Origin of the sequence: Nonomuraea sp. NPDC001636, assembly GCF_040298265.1 — a bacterium.
Lineage (GTDB): Bacteria > Actinomycetota > Actinomycetes > Streptosporangiales > Streptosporangiaceae > Nonomuraea.
Genome location: NZ_JBEOZT010000022.1, coordinates 120,078 through 137,746, shown reverse-complemented (window position 1 = coordinate 137,746; position 17,669 = coordinate 120,078). Strand labels below are relative to the sequence as shown.

Here is a 17,669-nt window from a genome sequence, read left to right as displayed (position 1 = left end):
TCGCATAAACATTGCTCTTTCGTGAATGGAGAAGGTCGCGAATGGTTGCGCGCTATGAACGGATAGCCGCTGAGCTGCGTGATGACATCCTGGCGGGCGCGTACCCGGTCGGCTCCCAGCTCCCGAGCGAGGCCGAGCTGGCCACCCGGCACCGGGCGGCGCGCGGGACCGTGCGGCAGGCGGTGGCCGTGCTGGTCGCCGAGGGGCTGGTCGGGTCGAGGCAGGGCGCCAGGCGCATCGTGCTCGGCAACGCGCGCAGCCAGAGCTTCGCCGAGCTGCACAGCTTCGCCCAGTGGGCCAGGGCCAACGGCTACCGCATCGGCGGCCAGGTGATCTCCCAGCGCCGCCGGGCCGCCACCGCGCCCGAGTCCGCCAGGTTCGGCGGGGGCGAGGTGCTGGAGGTGCTGCGCCTGCGCTCGCTGGAGGGCGAGCCCGTCCTGGTCGAGCGGACCGTCTACGCCGAGTGGGTGGCCCCCGCCGTCGAGGCGCTGGCCGCCGACTGCGCGTCCGTCACCGAGGCCCTGTACGAGTCCGTCGGCCTGATCTTCGCCTACGGCGAGCACCTCATCGACGCCGTGCCCGCCGGCGCCGGGGACGCCCGGCTGCTGGGCGTGCGGCGCGGCAGCCCGCTCCTGCGCCAGCGCCGCGTCACCACCACGCACGAAGGCCGCCCGGTGGAGTCCTCCGACGACCGCTACCGGGCGGGCAGCGTCACCTTCAGCATCCGCAACTCGATCGGCGCCAACCCTCTGACGCGGCGGGCGGGCGACTTGCGCTTCGGGCCGTAAGAACATATGTTCGATACATAAGCGCCCGTCTTCCCCCGGGTGGCTCAGCAAAGGAACCAGAGCCGCGGGGAGAAGCGTCTTGAGCAGACTCTATGGCGATCCGATAGAGGTGTGGACCAGAGAGGGCGAGCCGACCCAGTTCGTCTGGCGCGACCGGCTCTACCTCGTCCGCAACGTGCTCGACCACTGGGTCGTGGCGCGCGAGTGGTGGAAGACCGGCGAGGGCGACCCCGGCGAGCGCCGCTTCTGGCGGGTGGAGGCGAGCCCGGGGCGCGAGGTCGGCTCGTACGAGCTGCGCTACGACACCGCCGGCCACGGCTGGCTGCTGCTGCGGGCGTGGGACTGATGGCGCCCCCGTTCCCGCACCTCGACGTGGCCTCGGCCTACTCCATGAGGTACGGCACCGCCTTCCCGCACGCCCTGGTGGAACGGGCCGTCGAACACGGCATGGACATCCTCGCGCTGACCGACCGCGACGGGCTCTACGGCGCGGTCAAGCACGTCCAGGCGTGCGCGGACGCCGGGATCGCCCCCGTGGTCGGCGTGAACCTGGCGCTCGACGTCCCGGCCGTCCCGGCGGCGCCCGGCATGCGCGCGCCGCGGCCCAGGACCGGACCGGACGCCGAGGACCGGGTCACCGTGCTGGCCCGCTCCGGCGGCTGGTCGCGGCTGTGCCGCCTGGTCACCGCCGCGCACGCCGCCGGCGAGCGCGGCGCGCCCAAGGTGACCCGCGAGCTGGTCGGCGCCTGGGCCGGGCCGGCGGGCGGCGACCACGGGTTCGGCGCCGAGGACGGGCTCGTGGTGCTGCTCGGGCCGCGCTCCGACGTCGGCCGGGCGATCGCCGAACGCCGCGACGAGCAGGCCAGGACGCTGCTCGGCCGGTGGCGCGCCGCCGTCCCCGGGGTGGTGATCGAACTGGTCGACCAGTACGGCTTCCGCGACGCCATCACGGCCGTCCGCATGCTCGGCCTGGCCGAGTCCGCCGGCGTGCCGGCCGTGCTGACCAACGCCGCCCGCTACCTCGACCCGGCCGACCACCAGGTCGGCGACGTGCTCGACGCGGCCCGTCGGCTCGTCCCGCTGCACCCGCGGCACCTGGAGAGCACCACCTCGCACGCCTACCTCAAGAGCACCAAGGAGATGTGGCAGGTGGCGGCCAAGGTCTGCGGCGCCGACCGGGAGCGGGTGGCCCGGCTGCTGTTCACCACCAGGCGCCTGGCCGAGGCGTGCTCGATGGACCCGCTGCGCCTGCTCGCGCTCAGGAACGACCCGCCCGACCTCAACCTGCCCGAGGTCGGCCGCGACCCGGTGCCGCTGCTGCGCAACCGCGTCGAGGACGGTCTGGTCCGGCGCGGCCTCGACCGTTCGGCGGAGGCCAGGGAACGCCTGCGGGCCGAGCTGGACGTCATCGAGCGCAAACGCCTGTCGGGGTACTTCATCGCCGTGGCCGGCATCACCGACATGATCCGCGGCATGGACATCCGCTGCGCCATCCGCGGCTCGGGCGCCGGCAGCCTGGTCAACTACCTCATCGGCATCGGCGAGGTGAACCCGCTCGAACACGGCCTGCTCATGGAGCGTTTCCTGTCGGAGGGCCGCGTCGGCCTGCCCGACATCGACGTGGACGTGGAGTCGGCCCGCCGGCTCGACTGCTACAAGGCCATCTTCGACCGCTACGGCGAGGCCCGCGTGGCCTGCGTGTCCATGATGGAGACCTACCGCGCGCGCAGCGCCATCAGGGACGTCGCCGGCGCGATGGGCCTGCCGCCGCACGAGATCGACGCCATCGCCAAGGCGTTCCCGCACATCAGGGCCAGGCAGATCACCGCGTCCCTGGCCGACCTGCCCGAGCTGCGCGAGAGCCGGCTCGGCGAGGCCGGGCTCGACCGGGTGTTCCGGCTGGCCGAGAAGCTGGACGGCCTGCCCAGGCACATCGCGCTGCACCCGTGCGGCGTGCTGGTCGGCAACTCGGGCCTGCGCGACAGGACGCCGGTGGAACGCAGCCTGCTGGAGTTCCCGATGTCCCAGTTCGACAAGGACGACGTGGAGGAGGCCGGCCTGCTCAAGCTGGACGTGCTGGGCGTGCGGATGCAGTCGGCCATGGCGTACACGCTGAGCGAGATCAAACGCGTGGACGACATCGAGGTCAGGCTGGACGAGCAGGCCGGCGACGACCCCGGCGTCGAGTACGTCCCGCACGACGACCAGGAGACCTACGACATGATCTGCGCCGGCCGCACGCTCGGCTGCTTCCAGATCGAGTCGCCGGGCCAGCGGGAGCTGGTGGCCAAGCTGGAGCCGCGCCGGATGCACGACCTGATCGTGGACATCTCCCTGTTCCGGCCGGGGCCGGTCAACTCCGACATGGTCACCCCCTACCTGGAGGCCAGGCACGGGTGGCGGCAGCCGTACTACCCGCACGCCCGGCTGCGCGAGGCGCTGAAGGAGACGCACGGCGTGGTCGTCTTCCACGAGCAGGTGCTGAAGATCATCTCGGTGATGACGGGACGCGACCTGTCCTTCGCCGAGACCCTCCGGCGCACCCTCGGCACGCCGGAGGGCCGGGAGCGGGTGCGCACGGCGTTCGTGCCGCTGGCCAGGGCCAACGGGTTCGGCGACGCGGCGGTGGAGCGGGCCTGGAAGGTGCTCGACGCGTTCGGCGCCTTCGGGTTCTGCAAGGCGCACGCGGCGGCGTTCGCGCTGCCCACCTACCAGTCGGCCTGGCTCAAGCGGCACCACGCGGCGGCGTTCTTCGCCGGGGTGCTCACCCACGAGCCCGGCATGTACCCGCAGCGCGTCATCATCGACGAGGCCCGGCAGTGCGGGGTCGAGATCCTGCCGCTCGACGTCAACGGGTCCGGCAAGGACTGGCGGGTGGAACGGCTCGGCCCGCGCCCGCCGCTGCGGCTCCGGGTGAGCCCGTCGGAGCTGGGGGAGGAGCGGCGTCCGGTGCGGCAGGAGTTCAGGATCGGGGAGATCGGCCGCGGTTACGCGCTGCGGGTGCCGTTCTCGGCGATCAAGGGGGTGAGCGAGGCCGAGGTCGAACGCATGGTGGCCGGGCAGCCGTACACGTCGCTGGCCGACTTCTGGGACCGGGCCAGGCCCTCGCGCCCGACCATCGAGCGCATCGTCCAGGTCGGCGGCCTCGACGCGCTGCACGGCCTGCGTCCCGGCGGCCCCCGCTGGCGTCCGGGCGAGCTGACCCGGCGTGACCTGATCGCCCAGGTGGGGGCGCTGGAGCGGGCGTCGTCCATCGGCGTGCGCTCGGCCGCGCCCCGGTCCAGGCGCTACACCGCGGCGCCGCCGCGTCCCCGGGCCGAGCCGCCGTCCACGCAGCTGCCGCTCGGCTTCGGCGAGCACCTGCCGCCCGGCGAGCTGCCCGAGATGACGGAGACGGAGATGGTCGAGGCCGAGCTGGAGATCCTCGGCATCGACGTCAGCCGGCACGTCATCAGCTTCCACGACGAGCTGCTCGACGCGCTCGGGGTGGTGCGCTCCAAGGACCTGCTCGCCCAGCGCAACGGCGCGGAGGTGCTGGTCGCGGGGGTGAAGGTGGCCACCCAGACGCCCGCCGTGCGCTCGGGGCAGCGGGTCATCTTCACCACCCTCGACGACTCGACGGGGCCGGTCGACCTGACCTTCTTCGAGTCGGTGCAGGGCAGGTGCGCGGCGACGGTGTTCGGCTCGTGGCTCATGCTGGCCAGGGGGGTGGTCCGCCGGACGGGGGCCCGCGCGGTCTCCATGCGCGCCGTCGACTGCTGGAACCTGACCGACCTGGACGCGCTGTGGCGGGCGGAGGGCGTGGAGGCCGTCCGCGCCCTGCTCGACCGGGCCCCCGACGAGCGGCCCGGAGTCGGCGGACGCAGGATCGAGTACGCCAACGGCTTCCGGCTCTCGCCCTACTCCGACCTCGGCCCCGCCATCGCCGCCCCGCCCCGGCAGCTCTGGCACGCCAGCCCCGGCAGCTCCGGCCCGACGGCGGCCTGACCCCCGTACCCGGGGGTCGGTCGTCAGCCGGTGTGGCCGAACGGGGCCGAGCCCTGCGCGGGCCGGGTGGTCAGCCGGGTCACGACCTCGGGGCCGGGCGCGGACTCGGCGACCGCCGCGCGCAGCCGTCCGGCCACGTCGAGCCGCTGGACGCGGGTGACCTCGCGGACGGTGGCGGCGCACAGCAGGGCCGCCACCACCGCGCTGCCCAGCTCCAGCAACCCCACCCCGGTCAGCCCGTCGGAGGCGGACTCCAGCGGGAGGCGGACCGTGACCAGCGTCAGCATGCCCAGCCAGCTCAGCCACCACGCCGTCAGCAGCACCAGCCACCGCCCGCGCCGCCCGGACGGCGGCTTGGCCCGCCGCCAGATGTCGTCGACCAGCAGCGCGGGCGCGGCCAGGTTGACGACGGGGATCAGCCAGGCGGCCGCGACCGGCCCGGTGGGGCTGGAACGGTCCTTCACCTGACGGGCGCGCACCAGCCAGGTGACGTAGGCGGCCCCGGCGGCGACGGAGGTGCCCGCGACCAGCATCATCAGCACCGCGAACGTCGTCACCGCCCCCACGACCGCCTCCGCCTGCGCCCCGTGGGGACGGCCGCCGAACGCGGCGAGCTGGACGGCGAGATGACGGCCGCGGGACCGCTCGAAGACCACGAGGGCGCCCAGGGAGAGGACCTGCGCGGCAAGCGTCACATATACGGCGGAAGCAGCTTTGGTAGGCGGTGCCTGGGCGTAGCGCACGATGTTCTCCCCCCGGGCCATGCGCTGAGGTTCTGACTCACTTGTATCCCGTGAGCACCGCTGTTAATCAGCTCACCACGCCGGATTCCCACGCCCAAGCCGCGATTCCCACCCGATTGCGGACACCGAGTTTCGCCTGGATGCTGCCCAGGTGCGTCTTCACCGTCGACAGCGACACGAACAGCTCGGCGGCCACCTCCTGGTTGGTGCGTCCCCTGGCCACCAGGCGCACGACGTCGAGCTCGCGGTCGGTCAGCGGGCCGTTCGGCGGCTCGGCCGCCCGCCTGGGCTGGGTCAGGTGCTGCAGCAGCCGTACGGTGACCGACGGCGACACCAGCGCGTCGCCCCCCGCGGCGGCCCTGACCGCCTCGATGAGCAGCGTGGGGCCGCTGTCCTTGAGCAGGAAGCCGGTGGCCCCGGCGCGCAGCGCGCCGTAGACGTACTCGTCGAGGTCGAAGGTGGTGACGATGACCACCCGCATCGGGTTCTCCACGCCCGGCCCGGCCAGCACGCGGGTCACCTCCAGCCCGTCGAGCTTGGGCATCCTGATGTCGAGCAGGCACACGTCAGGGCGTAGCCGCCTGGCCTCGGCCACGGCCTCGGCGCCGTCGGCCACGGCGGCCACGACCTCCATGTCCGGTTGAGCGTCCAAGATCATTTGGAAGCCGGTGCGCACCAGCTGCTGGTCGTCGGCGATGAGAACCCGAATAGTCACGGCTCAACTCTAAGGATCAGCCGTTCGGCCGAGGCCGAAATGGACGCACGGCCGATCCGCCGCCACCCCCCGCCGCGGAAAGGTTGGGGCCATGAACGATGTGCTTGTTGGACGAGCCCTGGCCAAGCGGTTCGGGCAGACGGTCGCCCTGGGCGGCGTGGACATCACGGTACGGGTGGGAGAGGCCGTGGCCATCATGGGCCCGAGCGGTTCCGGCAAGTCGACCCTCCTCCACTGCCTGGCCGGGATCATGAAGCCGGACGACGGCGAGGTCCACCTGCTGGGCCAGCGCATCGACGCCATGGGCGAGCGGCAGCGCAGCGCCCTGCGCCGCACCCGCTTCGGCTTCGTCTTCCAGTTCGGCCAGCTCCTGCCCGAGCTGCCCGCCGAGGAGAACGTGGCGCTCCCGCTCATGCTGGGCGGTGTGCCGCGGGCCCAGGCCGTACGGCAGGCCCGCGAGTGGTTCCCGCTGCTCGGCCTGCACCAGATGGAGACCCGGCGGCCCGGCGAGCTGTCCGGCGGCCAGGCCCAGCGCGTGGCCATCGCCAGGGCGCTGGTGAGCAAGCCCGCCGTGGTCTTCGCCGACGAGCCGACCGGCGCGCTCGACCAGCAGACCGGCCAGGACACCATGCGCCTGCTCACCGAGGCGACCAGGCACAACGGGGCCTGCCTGATCGTCGTCACGCACGACCCCAACGTGGCCGCCTGGTGCGACCGCACGGTCGAGGTCCGCGACGGCCGCCTGCTCGCCCACGGGGTGACCGCGTGAACCTCGACCTGACCTGGCGGCTGCTCAAGGGCGGCGGCCGCAGGGGCATGCTGGGCACCTGGCTCACCTTCGGCGCGGTCGCGGTGGCCACGGGGCTGCTGCTGTTCGCCGTCGCCGCGAACGTCGCCTTCGGCGCCAGGGCCGACCGCAGCGCCTGGCGCAACCCCGTGGCGGCGGCCCAGAAGGACGCGGTGGCCGTCGAGGCCTCCCGCTTCGACTACGTGGACGGCAAGACGATCACCGTCGTCGACCTGGCCGCGCTCAAGCCGGGGGCGCCCGCCCCGCCCGGCATGCCGCGCTTCCCGGCCCCCGGCGAGGTGTGGCTGTCGCCCGCCCTGTCCGAGCTGGCCGCGAGGTTGCCCGCCGACCGGCTGGCCAAGCGCTACCCGGCGCCGAAGGGCGTGCTGGGCGACGAGGCGCTGGTCCAGCCCGAGGAGCTGGTCGCGGTGGTCGGCCACGCGCCGGACGCGCCCGCGATGACCGCCGAGCGCAGCGACGACTGGATCCTCGGCAAGCCGCCGGTCAAGGTCGCGACCCTGGCGGGCACGCCCAGCGAGGACGCCCAGGCGTACCAGGTGCTGGCGCTGATCGCCAGCGTGCTCATGGTGGTGCCGCTGCTGGTGTTCGGCGGCGCGGCGGCCCGGCTCACGGTCGCCCGGCGCGACCAGCGGCTGGCCGCGCTCAGGCTGATCGGCGCGACGCCTGGCCAGGTGGTCGGCATGACGGTGGCCGAGGCCGTGCTGGTCGCCTTCGCCGGGGCCCTGGCCGGGGCCGTCGCGTTCGGGGCGGCCGTGCCGCTGCTGGCGCGCATCCCGATCCAGGGCGGCACCTGGTTCGTCGCCGACCTGTTCCCGAACCTGCTGATCCTGGCCGGCGTGCTGGTCGCGGTGCCGCTGCTGGTGGGGCTGTCGGCGGTGGTCGGGCTGCGCCGGGTCGTGGTCAGCCCGCTCGGCGTGGCCAAGCGGGAGACGCCGCCCGGCATGCGGTTCGTCCGCGTGCTCGCGCTGCTCGCGGTGCTGGCGGTGTTCCCGCTGCTCACCAGGGGGACCAGCGTGGCGATCGTGGCCGTTGCGCTCGGGCTGGCGTTCCTGTGCCTGAACCTGGCCGGACCGTGGGTGGTCGGCCTCATCGGCAAGGTCGCGGCCGGGACCGCGCGCCGGCCCGCGCGGCTGCTGGCGGCCCGCAGGCTGGTGGACGATCCGCGCTCGGCCTGGCGGACCGTCAGCGGCGTGGCCCTGACCGGCTTCGTGGCCGGGTTCCTCGGCCTGCTCAGCCCCGGCGCGTTCGGCGGGGACGCCGGGCCCGCCCAGCTCAGCGTCGTGGCGCCGGTGGGAGAGACGGCGAAGGTGGCCGGCCAGGCCCGCGACCGGCTGGCGCGGGCGGGCGTCACGGCCACGGTGAGGACCGTCAAGCACACCGTGGTCGCGGCGCTCGGCAGCGGCGCCGACGACGTCGTGGTGGACCGGGCGCGCACCGCGCTGAGCGACCTCGTGCCGGGGCGCACCCCGACGACGAAGGCCGACGACCAGCGCTTCGGCCTGCAGATCCTGGCCGACGTGCGGGTGGGCACGATCGTGGTGCTGTCGGTGTCGTTCCTGGTGGCGATCGCCAGCGCGGGCATCACCGCGGCCTCGTCGGTGCTGGACCGGCGGCAGACGTACGCGCTGCTGCGGCTGGCGGGCACGCCCCTGGAGGTCCTGGACCGGGCCCGGCGGGCCGAGACGCTGATCCCGATGGCCGTGATGGGCGGCGGCGCGATCCTGGTGGGCGCGTTCTGCGCGCTGCCGTTCATGATCGGCGGAGTGAGCACGAGCGGCGTGGTCACGCTGCTGGTCTGCGTGGGCGCCGGGTTCGCGGGCGTGATCGGCGCGGGCGCGCTGAGCAGGCCGCTGCTGCGCTCGGTGACCGACGACCCGGCGCCCCGGCCGGACTGATCGCCGGGCCGGGCCGGGCCCGGCCCGGCACGGGTCAGCTCAGCACGGATCAGCCGAGCACGAGGTCGCGGACCGTGCGCAGCGACTGCTCGTCGCGCGGTCCCATCACCAGCAGGCTGGTGACCGGGCTCTTGTGCCACAGTTCGAGCCGTTCCCTGATCCGGCCGGGCGGGCCGACGAGCGAGATGCCGTCGGCCAGCTCGTCGGGGATCGCCCGGAACGCCTCGTCCTTGCGGCCGGCCAGGTAGAGCGCCTGGATGTGCTCGGCCGCCGCGGCGAAGCCCATGCGGCCGATGATGTCGGCGTGGAAGTTGCGCTGCTTGGCGCCCATGCCGCCGATGTAGAGCGTGAGCATCATCTTGACGCCGTCGAGGGCGGCCCTGACGTCGTCGGAGATGACGACCATCACCATGGCGGCGATCTCGAAGCCGGGGGCGCGGCCGGCCAGCGCGTCGCCGTACATCTCCTCGATCTTGCCGGGGAAGGCGAACAGCGGCAGCCAGCCCTGCGCGATCTCGGCGGCCAGGGCGACGTTCTTCGGGCCCTCCGCGCCGAGATAGACGGGGATGTCGCGGCGCAGCGGGTGGGTGATGAGCTTGAGCGGCTTGCCCAGGCCGCCCGCCAGGGGCAGCGGGTAGTGGTCGCCGTCGCTGGTCACCGGCTCCTCGCGGCGCCACACGCGGCGCATGATCTCGACGTACTCGCGGGTCCTGGCCAGGGGCCTGGCGAACGGCTGCCCGTACCAGCCCTCCACGACCTGCGGGCCGGAGGCGCCGATGCCGAGCAGCAGCCGGCCGCCGGTCAGGTGGTCGAGCGTCATCGCGGTCATCGCGGTCGTGACCGGCGGGCGGGCCGAGATCTGCGCCACCGACGTGCCCAGCTTGATCCGGCTCGTACGCGCTCCGTACCAGGCCAGCGGGGTGAACACGTCGCTGCCGTACGCCTCGGCGGTCCACACCGAGTCGTAGCCGAGGCGTTCGGCGGCGAGGACGGTCTCCGTGGCGTCGTCGGCGTCGCGCTGCCAGTAACCGAGGTTCAGGCCGAGCTTCATACGCACCTCCGGAATAAAGTTCCATTACCGAGGCCGCAGTGTCAATGCGTGATCTCCCGGGGAGATCAGACATTGTGCTCAAGAGTCTCTGCCGTCTCTTCTGCCTGCTGCTCCTGCTGTCGCCGGCGACCGAGCCGACGATGGCCGTGAGCGCCTCGCGGCCGAACATCGTGTTCGTGATGGCCGACGACCTGGAGAGCGGCACGCTGCCCTACTTCCCGGCCATCAACTCGGAGCTGGTGGCGAAGGGCACCTCCTTCAGCCGGTTCTTCGTGACGAACTCCTGGTGCTGCCCCTCGCGCACGTCGATCCTGCGCTCCCAGTACGTCCACAGCCACGGCGTCCTGACCAACACCGCCCCCGAAGGGGGGTTCGACCGCTTCCACTCCCTCGATCTGGAACGTTCCACGATCGGCACCTGGATGCAGCAGGCCGGCTACCGCACCGCGCTGATGGGCAAGTTCCTCAACCACTATCCCGGCGCCACCGCCGACGCCGCCTACGTCCCGCCCGGCTGGGACGAATGGGACGTCCCGGTCCGCAAGCTCTACGAGGAGTACGGCTACCGCCTCAACGAGAACGGCGACCTGTACGACTACGGCTGGTCGGAGGAGGACTACCTGTCCGACGTGCTGGCCGACAAGGCCCGCGACTTCATCACCGGCGCCGACGAACCGTTCTTCCTCTACCTGACGCCCATCGGCCCGCACAACCCGGCCAACCCGGCGGTCCGGCACGTCGCCGACCTGCCCGAGGTCACCGCGCCGCGCACGCCGTCGTTCAACCAGGCCGACGTGAGCAAGGAGCCGCTGTGGCTGCGCTCCCTGCCCTCGCTGACGCAGGAGGACATCGACCGGGTCGACGAGCGCCACCGCAGGCGGCTGCGGTCGATGCTGGGCGTGGACGACCTGGTCCGCTCGGTGATCGAGGCGTTGCAGGCGTCCGGCAAGCTCGACAACACCTACATCATCTTCACCTCCGACAACGGCTTCCATCTCGGCACACATCGGCTTCCCCAGGGCAAGACGACGCCGTTCGAGGAGGCGATCAAGGTTCCGTTCGTGGTGCGTGGGCCGGGGATCCGGGCGGGGGCCACGATCGGGCAGCTCGGCGCGACCGTGGACATCGCGCCGACGATCGCCGAGCTGGGCGGGGCCGCCGTGCCGTCGTTCAGCGAGGGGCGCTCGCTGGTGCCGCTGCTGCGCGGCAGCCCGCCCGCCCAGTGGCGCAAGAACGTGCTGGTCGAGTTCAACAGGCCGGTCAACCGGTCGTCGGCGGCCCAGACCCCGGTGCCCTCCTACCAGGCGCTGCGCACCGAGCGCTACACCTACGTCAGGTACGACACGGGGGAGCGGCAGCTCTACGACCTGGCCGCCGACCCGTACCAGCTCGACAACCTCGCGGCCACCGCCGAGCCGGCGCTGCTGGCCGGCCTCGACGCCCGGCTCCAGGCGATGCGGGCCTGCTCGGGGACGGGATGCCGGGAGGCCGACGCGCGTCAGTGACCGGGGAACAGGGCGGGGTAGGCGTGCGCCAGGTGGTCGGTCACCGCCTGCTGGGCCTCCTCCGGGTCGCCCGCCGCGATGGCCGCGCGGATGCGCTCGTGGTCGGCGCGCAGCACGGACGGGTCGCCGAGGCGTTCGACCGCTTCGATGGCGTTCCTGCGCATCGCGTCCCGGAGTGAGCGCATGATGGCGGCGATGAGCCGGTTGCCCGAGGCGTCCGCGATCGCGCAGTGGAAGGCGGTGTCGTGCTCCACGAACTCCTCGGCCGTGGCCGCCCGGTCCATGCCCTCGATCGCGGCGGCCAGTTCGGCGACGCCGGCCCGGGTCGTCGCCGCCGCGTGCGCGGCCGACCAGCGTTCGATCATCAGCCGGGCGTCGACGACCTCGCGCTGCTCCAGGGTGGCCAGGCCCAGGTTGAGCCGGAGCAGGTCGGTGAGCGCCGTGTCGGGCCGCGAGGTCAGCACGGCTCCCGCGTCCGGACCCCTTCCCACCTGCGAGGACACCACGCCCAGGGTCTCCAGGACGCGTAGCGCCTCCCGCACGGACGAGCGGCCGACGCCCAGTTGCTCGGCCAGCTGGCGTTCGCCGGGCAGCCGGTCGCCCACGGTCAGGCCGTCCTCGGCGATGCGCCGTTCGATCTGGGCGAGCACGTCCTCGAACGCCCGTGTGCGTTTCACCGATGCCTCCCCGGTGCTGGCCCGGAACTGTGTGGTTAGGTATGGTCTGACCATACAGTGGTCGGACCATTCGTTGGGAGAGTCGTGCGAGTCGCCCTGTTCATCACGTGCGTGAACGACACGCTCTTCCCGGGCACCGGCAAGGCCGTCGTGTCGCTGCTGCGCAGGCTGGGCTGCGACGTGGAGTTCCCCGTCGCCCAGACGTGCTGCGGGCAGATGCACGTCAACACCGGTTACCGGGCGGAGGGCGTGCGGCTGGCCAAGAAGTTCACCGAGGTGTTCGCCGGGTACGACGCCGTCGTGGCGCCGTCCGGGTCGTGCGCGGCCATGGTGCGCGAGCAGTACCCGAAGCTGGTGCGGCCGGGCAGCAGGGGCGCGGCGGCCGTGGCCGAGGTCGTGCCCAAGGTGTACGAGCTGAGCGAGTTCCTGCTGGACGTCCTGAAAGTCGACGACGTTGGCGCATATTTCCCGCACCGGGTGACATATCACCCGACGTGCCATTCGCTGCGCGGGCTGCACCTGGGCGACCGGCCCACCCGGCTGCTGCGGAAGGTCCGAGGTCTGGAGCTCGTGCCGCTGCCCGGCGCGGAGGAGTGCTGCGGCTTCGGCGGCACGTTCGCGGTCAAGAACCCGGCGGTGTCGGCCGCCATGGGGGCCGACAAGGTGCGCGGCATCCTGGACACGGGCGCCGAGGTGATCTGCGCGGCCGACAACTCGTGCCTGATGCACATCGGCGGCACCCTGAGCCGTCAGAAGACGGGGGTCAGGACGATGCACCTGGCGGAGATCCTCGCAGCCACGGAGGAGACCCGATGAGCGCGACATTCCTCGGCATGCCCGGAAATTTCCCGAAAAATGCGGCGAAAGCCGTGGAGGACTCGCAACTGCGGTTCAACCTCCGTAAAGCCACCCACACCATTCGCGGCAAGCGCGCCGGCGTCGTCGGCGAGCTGCCCGACTGGGCCGAGCTGCGCGCGGCCGGCAAGGCCGTCAAGGATCACACGCTCCGCCACCTCGACCGCTACCTCCTCCAGCTGGAGGAGGCCGTCCGGCGGGCGGGCGGCACCGTCCACTGGGCCAGGGACGCCGAGGAGGCCAACCGCATCGTCGGCGACCTGGTCGCGGCCACCGGCGAGACCGAGGTGGTCAAGGTCAAGTCGATGGCCACCCAGGAGATCGGGCTCAACGAGGCGCTGGCCCGGCGTGGCATCACCGCGTACGAGACGGACCTGGCCGAGCTGATCGTGCAGCTCGGGGACGACTTCCCCAGCCACATCCTGGTCCCCGCGATCCACCGCAACCGGTCGGAGATCCGCGAGATCTTCCTCGACCGCATGCCCGGCGTGCCCGACGGCCTCACCGACGAGCCGCCCGCCCTGGCCGAGGCCGCCCGGCTGCACCTGCGCGAACGTTTCCTCAGGAGCAAGGTCGCCGTCTCCGGGGCGAACTTCATGATCGCCGAGACCGGCACGCTGGTCGTGCTGGAGTCGGAGGGCAACGGCCGCATGTGCCTGACCCTCCCCGAGACGCTCATCAGCGTCGTCGGCATCGAGAAGCTGCTGCCGACCTGGCGGGATCTGGAGGTCTTCCTCCAGCTTCTTCCGCGCAGCTCCACAGGTGAGCGGATGAATCCGTACACCAGCACGTGGACCGGCGCCACCGAGGGCCAGGACTTCCACCTGGTGCTGCTCGACAACGGCCGCACCGACGTGCTCGCCGACGAGGTGGGCCGCCAGGCGCTGCGCTGCATCCGCTGCTCGGCCTGCCTGAACGTGTGCCCCGTCTACGAACGCGCGGGCGGCCACGCGTACGGCTCGGTCTACCCCGGGCCGATCGGGGCCATCCTCACCCCGCAGCTCAGGGGCATGTCCTCGGACCTGGACGCCTCGCTGCCGTTCGCCTCCAGCCTGTGCGGGGCCTGCCTGGAGGTCTGCCCGGTGGCCATCGACATCCCCGAGGTGCTGGTGGACCTGCGGGCCAGGGCGCCGCACGCGGCGGCCGAGCGCGCGGGCATGAAGGCCGCCGGCTGGGTGCTGGACGACCAGGCCCGGCTGGCCAGGGCGCAGCGGCTGGCCGCCCGGCTGCGCAGGCTGGTGCCCAGGCGGCGGCTGCCCGGCCCGCTGGCGGCCTGGACCGACACCCGGGACGTGCCCGACATCCCGGAAGAATCCTTCAGAGACTGGTGGGAGCGCAACGATGGGCGCGCGTGAGGAGATCCTGGCCAAGGTCAGGAAGGCGGTCGCGGGCGCGCCCGAGACGGAGGTCGCCCGGCACTACCGCACCCGCCCGGACGTGGACGACGTGGTGGGCCTGTTCGCCGAGCGGGTGCGCGACTACCGGGCCGTCGTGCACGTGCTGCCCGACGCGGACGTGCCCGGCAAGCTGGCCGAGCTGGCCGCCGGCCGCCGCATGATCGTCCCGGACGGCTTCGCCTGGGCGGCCCCGAGCAGCCCGGACGCCGGGACCGACCGGCACTGGGACACCCTCGACGCCGCCGACGGGGTGATCACCGGCTGTGCGGTGGCCGTCGCCGAGACCGGGACCATCGTCCTCGACCACGGGCCCGGCCAGGGCGCCAGGGCGCAGACGCTGATCCCCGACCACCACGTGTGCGTGGTGCGCGCCGAACAGATCGTCGCGGGCGTGCCCGAGGCGCTGGCCAGGCTCGACCCGGCCCGCCCGCTCACCTGGATCAGCGGTCCGTCGGCGACCAGCGACATCGAGCTGAACCGGGTCGAGGGCGTGCACGGCCCCCGGACCCTCGAAGTGATCATCAGCACCTGACCGCGACCGCCGGCACGTCCAGGGTCGTCAGTGCCTGGCGCCGCAGCGACGGCGCAGGCAGGTCAGTACCTGAGCACGGCCGCCACGTCCTGCACGTCGTCGGTGAACCACAGTTCGGCGTCCGTCATGGCGGCGGCCCTGACCACGGCCGAGTCCGCGCGCTCCTCGACGGGCTGCTCGACGCCCCAGCGCCGCAGCTCGCCCTGGTCGGTGGAGAGCTGGGTGCCGCCCTCGCCGGTCCACACGGTCCGGTCGAGCTGGGCGGGCATGAGCACCGCGTGCACCCTGCCCTCGCGCAGGGCGTGCGCGACCTGGGACAGGCCGGCCGGGCCCGAGGACTCGCGGTGGCGGTCGAGCAGCTCGGCGCGGCGGCGTTCGAGCCAGTCGTCCAGCGCGCGCTCGACGTCGGCCTCGAACTGGCCGTGGTCGGAGCGGCTGCCGTGCTCGACCATCATCACCCGGTCGGCGGACTTGGTGCTGAGATGTTGCAGCAGGTAGGAGCGCGACTTCGGCTCGCCGGCCACGATGATCAGCTCGGCGCCGATCCTGCGCACCTGCTCGTCGATCTCGCGGGCGACGGCGACCGCGTTCTTCTCCCACGTCTCCTCGGCGCCCCGCTCGTACCGCTTCTGCGACCAGCCGCCCTGGGCGGTCTTCTGCAGCGGCCAGTCGGCCGCCTCCACGGTGGTCGTGCGCGGCGCGCCGCCGCCGAACACCGACAGCTCGGCCCCGGCGTGGTCCACGATGACGCGCAGGTGCGGCACGTTCTCGCCGCGCTGCCTCAGCATCGGCGTGACGTGCGGCAGCGGCGAGACGGTCGCCATCTCGTACGGCGCCCGCGCCAGCGGCTCGGCCAGCACCACCGCGCCGTGCGTGGCGAACAGCGCCTGGCCGGGCGACGGCCGGTTGGCGGCCACCTCCAGGGCGTCGATGGTCTCGGGGTCGGTCCCGTCGAGCTGGTCACGCACGCTGTGCCAGTGCGTCTCCCGCTGCGGCTCGGTGAGCGCGCCCAGATAGACCGAGGCGTACGGGCCCCGCCGCTCGTACAGCGGCCTGATGAAGTCGAGACGCACAGGTCACCACCTCCGCTCTTCGATGCCGAGGCCGAGTGCCTTGGCCACGTCGGCGATGTTCACAAAACGGCGGTCGGGAAGGGATCGCACCATGTCGGCCACCTGGTCGGGGGCGTCCACGTTCTCGGCGTGCTGGACCAGGTCGTCCTTGGAGGCGGGCCAACGGGTGTCGCTGAGCCATCTGGCCAGGTCGCTACGGATGTCGGCGCCGCGCCGGGTGATGCCTTGGGGGGTGCCGGGCTCGTGTCCCGGGGGGTACGACTGCCCTGACTCCTCGCCGGGACCGGGCATGGACTCGGTCTCCTTCCACTCCTCGGCGTGCGTGCTGCCGCCGCCGCGGACCATGCCCTCGGTCTCGTGTTTCTGCTGATCGTCCAGGCGCGGACCGTGCTTGTCGCTCCCACGTTCCATAGTTCCCTCACTCCTCTCGAATCGGCCCCTACCCCCGCTTTCGTGGGCAAACATCGTGACTGTGTAGGGTGCGCACGTGTTCGATCCCGATGCGCGCATCGCCGCCGGACGGCTCGTGCTGCGGCCGTTCGACCCCCGTGACGCCGCCCGCGTGCGGTCGGTGGTGGAGACGGTGGCGCCCGGCGACCGTTTCCTCCCGCCGGGCGCGCCCGTCCACGCCTCCGGCGTCGGCCAGTGGCTCGCGCACGGCGTGCACGAGCTGTACCGCTCGCAGCAGGGCCTGCACCTGGCCATGACCGAGGCCGACGACCGCATCGTGGGCGCCATCAGCCTGTTCAGGACGTCGTGGACGGCGGGCACCACCGAGGTCGGCTACGGCGTCCACCCGACGTACCGGGGCCGCGGCTACGCCACCGAGGCCGTACGCGCCCTGACCGCCTGGGTGTTCGCCACCACCGCCCTGCGCAGGGTGGACCTCACCGCGAACCTGGACAACCCGGCCTCCCTGCGCGTGGCGCTGAAAGCGGGCTTCACCTGGGAAGGCGTGCTGCGCGCCGCCGTGCTGGAGGAGGACGGCCCGCACGACCTGGTCGTCCTCGGCCTGCTGCGCGAGGACTCCGGCGAGCCCGCGCCCGCCCTGCCGAAGACCGAGCTGCGCACGCCCCGGCTGCTGCTGCGGCAGCCCGTCCCCGCCGACGTGCCCGGCCTGGCCGCCACCGGCGCCGACCCGCTCACCCAGGCCAGGACCGGCGTCCCCCGCGACTACAGCGAGGAGCACGCCCGCGCGTTCGTCGACATCTGCGAACGGATGCGGATGAGGGGCGCGGGCATCGCTTTCACCGTGGAGGAGTTCACCACCACCCGTTTCGTGGCCAACGTGGACCTCAGGGACCTCGACTGGCGCAACCGTACGGCCGAGGTCGGCTACATGACCGCGCCCTGGGCCCGCGGCCGGGGCTACGCCGGCGAGGCCGTGGCCGCGATCGCCCGCTGGCTGTTCGAGCGCCACGGCTTCCGCCGGTTGCAACTGCGGGCCGCGGCGTCGAACCCGGCCTCGCAACGCGTGGCGGAGAAGGCCGGCTTCACCCGCGAGGGCGTGGCCCGCGCCGCGCTCGACGGCGAGGACCTGGTCGTCTACAGCCTGGTCCCGTCCGACCTGGCCTGAGGGCACAGCGGACTGGCCGCGCCGGCCCATGGTGAAACCCGGCCGGAACCGTCACCCTGGGGATGAG

The 17,669-nt window shown here is 72.9% G+C and carries 16 protein-coding genes; 10 read left to right on the top strand and 6 right to left on the bottom strand.

The window, feature by feature from the left end; translation table 11 throughout:
* Positions 1 to 41 precede the first annotated feature (41 nt).
* The 3 genes from ABT158_RS34240 to ABT158_RS34230 all read left to right on the top strand — a co-directional run bounded on the left by ABT158_RS34240 (position 42) and on the right by ABT158_RS34230 (position 4,775).
* The gene (locus ABT158_RS34240; protein WP_352360631.1) at positions 42 to 788 is read left to right on the top strand and encodes a GntR family transcriptional regulator; all 747 of its coding nucleotides are present in this window, start codon (positions 42 to 44) and stop codon (positions 786 to 788) included.
* Between the two features lie 79 nt (positions 789 to 867).
* Complete coding sequence (locus ABT158_RS34235; protein WP_352360629.1) at positions 868 to 1,134, top strand: DUF6504 family protein; 267 nt, start codon at positions 868 to 870, stop codon at positions 1,132 to 1,134.
* On the top strand, positions 1,134 to 4,775 hold the full coding sequence (locus ABT158_RS34230) for a DNA polymerase III subunit alpha (protein WP_352360627.1): 3,642 nt from the start codon (positions 1,134 to 1,136) through the stop codon (positions 4,773 to 4,775). The genes ABT158_RS34235 and ABT158_RS34230 overlap by 1 nt, the downstream gene beginning before the upstream one ends.
* Before the next feature lie 23 nt (positions 4,776 to 4,798).
* Here the strand turns inward: ABT158_RS34230 and ABT158_RS34225 are convergent, their stop codons facing one another.
* Positions 4,799 to 5,470, bottom strand: a complete 672-nt coding sequence (locus tag ABT158_RS34225; protein WP_352360625.1) for a DUF4328 domain-containing protein — start codon at positions 5,468 to 5,470, stop codon at positions 4,799 to 4,801.
* Between the two features lie 115 nt (positions 5,471 to 5,585).
* Complete coding sequence (locus ABT158_RS34220; protein WP_352323489.1) at positions 5,586 to 6,233, bottom strand: response regulator; 648 nt, start codon at positions 6,231 to 6,233, stop codon at positions 5,586 to 5,588.
* 91 nt (positions 6,234 to 6,324) lie between these two features.
* Between ABT158_RS34220 and ABT158_RS34215 the strand changes: the two genes are divergently transcribed.
* Both ABT158_RS34215 and ABT158_RS34210 read left to right on the top strand, forming a co-directional pair.
* Positions 6,325 to 7,002 (top strand): ABC transporter ATP-binding protein, encoded by a 678-nt coding sequence (locus ABT158_RS34215; RefSeq protein WP_352360622.1) that lies wholly within the window; start codon positions 6,325 to 6,327, stop codon positions 7,000 to 7,002.
* Entirely contained in the window at positions 6,999 to 8,936 is a 1,938-nt protein-coding gene (locus tag ABT158_RS34210; RefSeq protein ID WP_352360620.1) for an FtsX-like permease family protein, read from the top strand. Before ABT158_RS34215 ends, ABT158_RS34210 begins: the two co-directional genes overlap by 4 nt.
* A gap of 49 nt (positions 8,937 to 8,985) precedes the next feature.
* Here ABT158_RS34210 and ABT158_RS34205 read toward each other — a convergent pair whose 3' ends face one another.
* Positions 8,986 to 9,987: an LLM class F420-dependent oxidoreductase gene (locus ABT158_RS34205; protein WP_352360618.1), complete on the bottom strand. Its 1,002-nt coding sequence runs from the start codon at positions 9,985 to 9,987 to the stop codon at positions 8,986 to 8,988.
* Between the two features lie 74 nt (positions 9,988 to 10,061).
* Here ABT158_RS34205 and ABT158_RS34200 point away from each other — a divergent pair, with 74 nt between their 5' ends.
* Positions 10,062 to 11,492, top strand: a complete 1,431-nt coding sequence (locus tag ABT158_RS34200) for a sulfatase family protein (protein ID WP_352360616.1) — start codon at positions 10,062 to 10,064, stop codon at positions 11,490 to 11,492.
* On the opposite strand, the gene ABT158_RS34195 is transcribed toward ABT158_RS34200, so the two are convergent.
* Positions 11,486 to 12,169: a FadR/GntR family transcriptional regulator gene (locus ABT158_RS34195; protein ID WP_352360614.1), complete on the bottom strand. Its 684-nt coding sequence runs from the start codon at positions 12,167 to 12,169 to the stop codon at positions 11,486 to 11,488. The genes ABT158_RS34200 and ABT158_RS34195 overlap by 7 nt on opposite strands.
* Before the next feature lie 84 nt (positions 12,170 to 12,253).
* On the opposite strand from ABT158_RS34195, the gene ABT158_RS34190 reads away from it, so the two are divergent.
* The 3 genes from ABT158_RS34190 to ABT158_RS34180 are packed head-to-tail and all read left to right on the top strand — an operon-like array spanning position 12,254 to position 14,953.
* Positions 12,254 to 12,985 (top strand): (Fe-S)-binding protein, encoded by a 732-nt coding sequence (locus ABT158_RS34190; protein ID WP_352360612.1) that lies wholly within the window; start codon positions 12,254 to 12,256, stop codon positions 12,983 to 12,985.
* Positions 12,982 to 14,379, top strand: coding sequence for a lactate utilization protein B (locus ABT158_RS34185; RefSeq protein ID WP_352322454.1), 1,398 nt, complete (start codon positions 12,982 to 12,984; stop codon positions 14,377 to 14,379). The genes ABT158_RS34190 and ABT158_RS34185 overlap by 4 nt, the downstream gene beginning before the upstream one ends.
* A complete protein-coding gene (locus ABT158_RS34180; protein ID WP_352360609.1) occupies positions 14,366 to 14,953 on the top strand; it encodes a LutC/YkgG family protein in 588 nt (195 codons plus the stop codon). Before ABT158_RS34185 ends, ABT158_RS34180 begins: the two co-directional genes overlap by 14 nt.
* Positions 14,954 to 15,015: 62 nt before the next feature.
* Here the strand turns inward: ABT158_RS34180 and ABT158_RS34175 are convergent, their stop codons facing one another.
* Complete coding sequence (locus ABT158_RS34175) at positions 15,016 to 16,026, bottom strand: baeRF2 domain-containing protein (RefSeq protein WP_352360607.1); 1,011 nt, start codon at positions 16,024 to 16,026, stop codon at positions 15,016 to 15,018.
* 3 nt (positions 16,027 to 16,029) lie between these two features.
* Complete coding sequence (locus ABT158_RS34170; protein WP_352360605.1) at positions 16,030 to 16,437, bottom strand: DUF2795 domain-containing protein; 408 nt, start codon at positions 16,435 to 16,437, stop codon at positions 16,030 to 16,032.
* A gap of 76 nt (positions 16,438 to 16,513) precedes the next feature.
* Here ABT158_RS34170 and ABT158_RS34165 point away from each other — a divergent pair, with 76 nt between their 5' ends.
* Complete coding sequence (locus tag ABT158_RS34165) at positions 16,514 to 17,602, top strand: GNAT family N-acetyltransferase (protein WP_352360603.1); 1,089 nt, start codon at positions 16,514 to 16,516, stop codon at positions 17,600 to 17,602.
* Positions 17,603 to 17,669: the final 67 nt, after the last annotated feature.

Excerpts from the sequence above, each read along its gene's own strand:
- ABT158_RS34240 (WP_352360631.1), top strand. The coding sequence starts at position 42 with ATGGTTGCGCGCTATGAACGGATAGCCGCTGAGCTGCGTGATGACATC.
- ABT158_RS34185 (WP_352322454.1), top strand. The coding sequence starts at position 12,982 with ATGAGCGCGACATTCCTCGGCATGCCCGGAAATTTCCCGAAAAATGCG.
- ABT158_RS34215 (WP_352360622.1), top strand. The coding sequence starts at position 6,325 with ATGAACGATGTGCTTGTTGGACGAGCCCTGGCCAAGCGGTTCGGGCAG.
- ABT158_RS34230 (WP_352360627.1), top strand. The coding sequence starts at position 1,134 with ATGGCGCCCCCGTTCCCGCACCTCGACGTGGCCTCGGCCTACTCCATG.
- ABT158_RS34170 (WP_352360605.1), bottom strand. The coding sequence starts at position 16,437 with ATGGAACGTGGGAGCGACAAGCACGGTCCGCGCCTGGACGATCAGCAG.
- ABT158_RS34205 (WP_352360618.1), bottom strand. The coding sequence starts at position 9,987 with ATGAAGCTCGGCCTGAACCTCGGTTACTGGCAGCGCGACGCCGACGAC.
- ABT158_RS34180 (WP_352360609.1), top strand. The coding sequence starts at position 14,366 with ATGGGCGCGCGTGAGGAGATCCTGGCCAAGGTCAGGAAGGCGGTCGCG.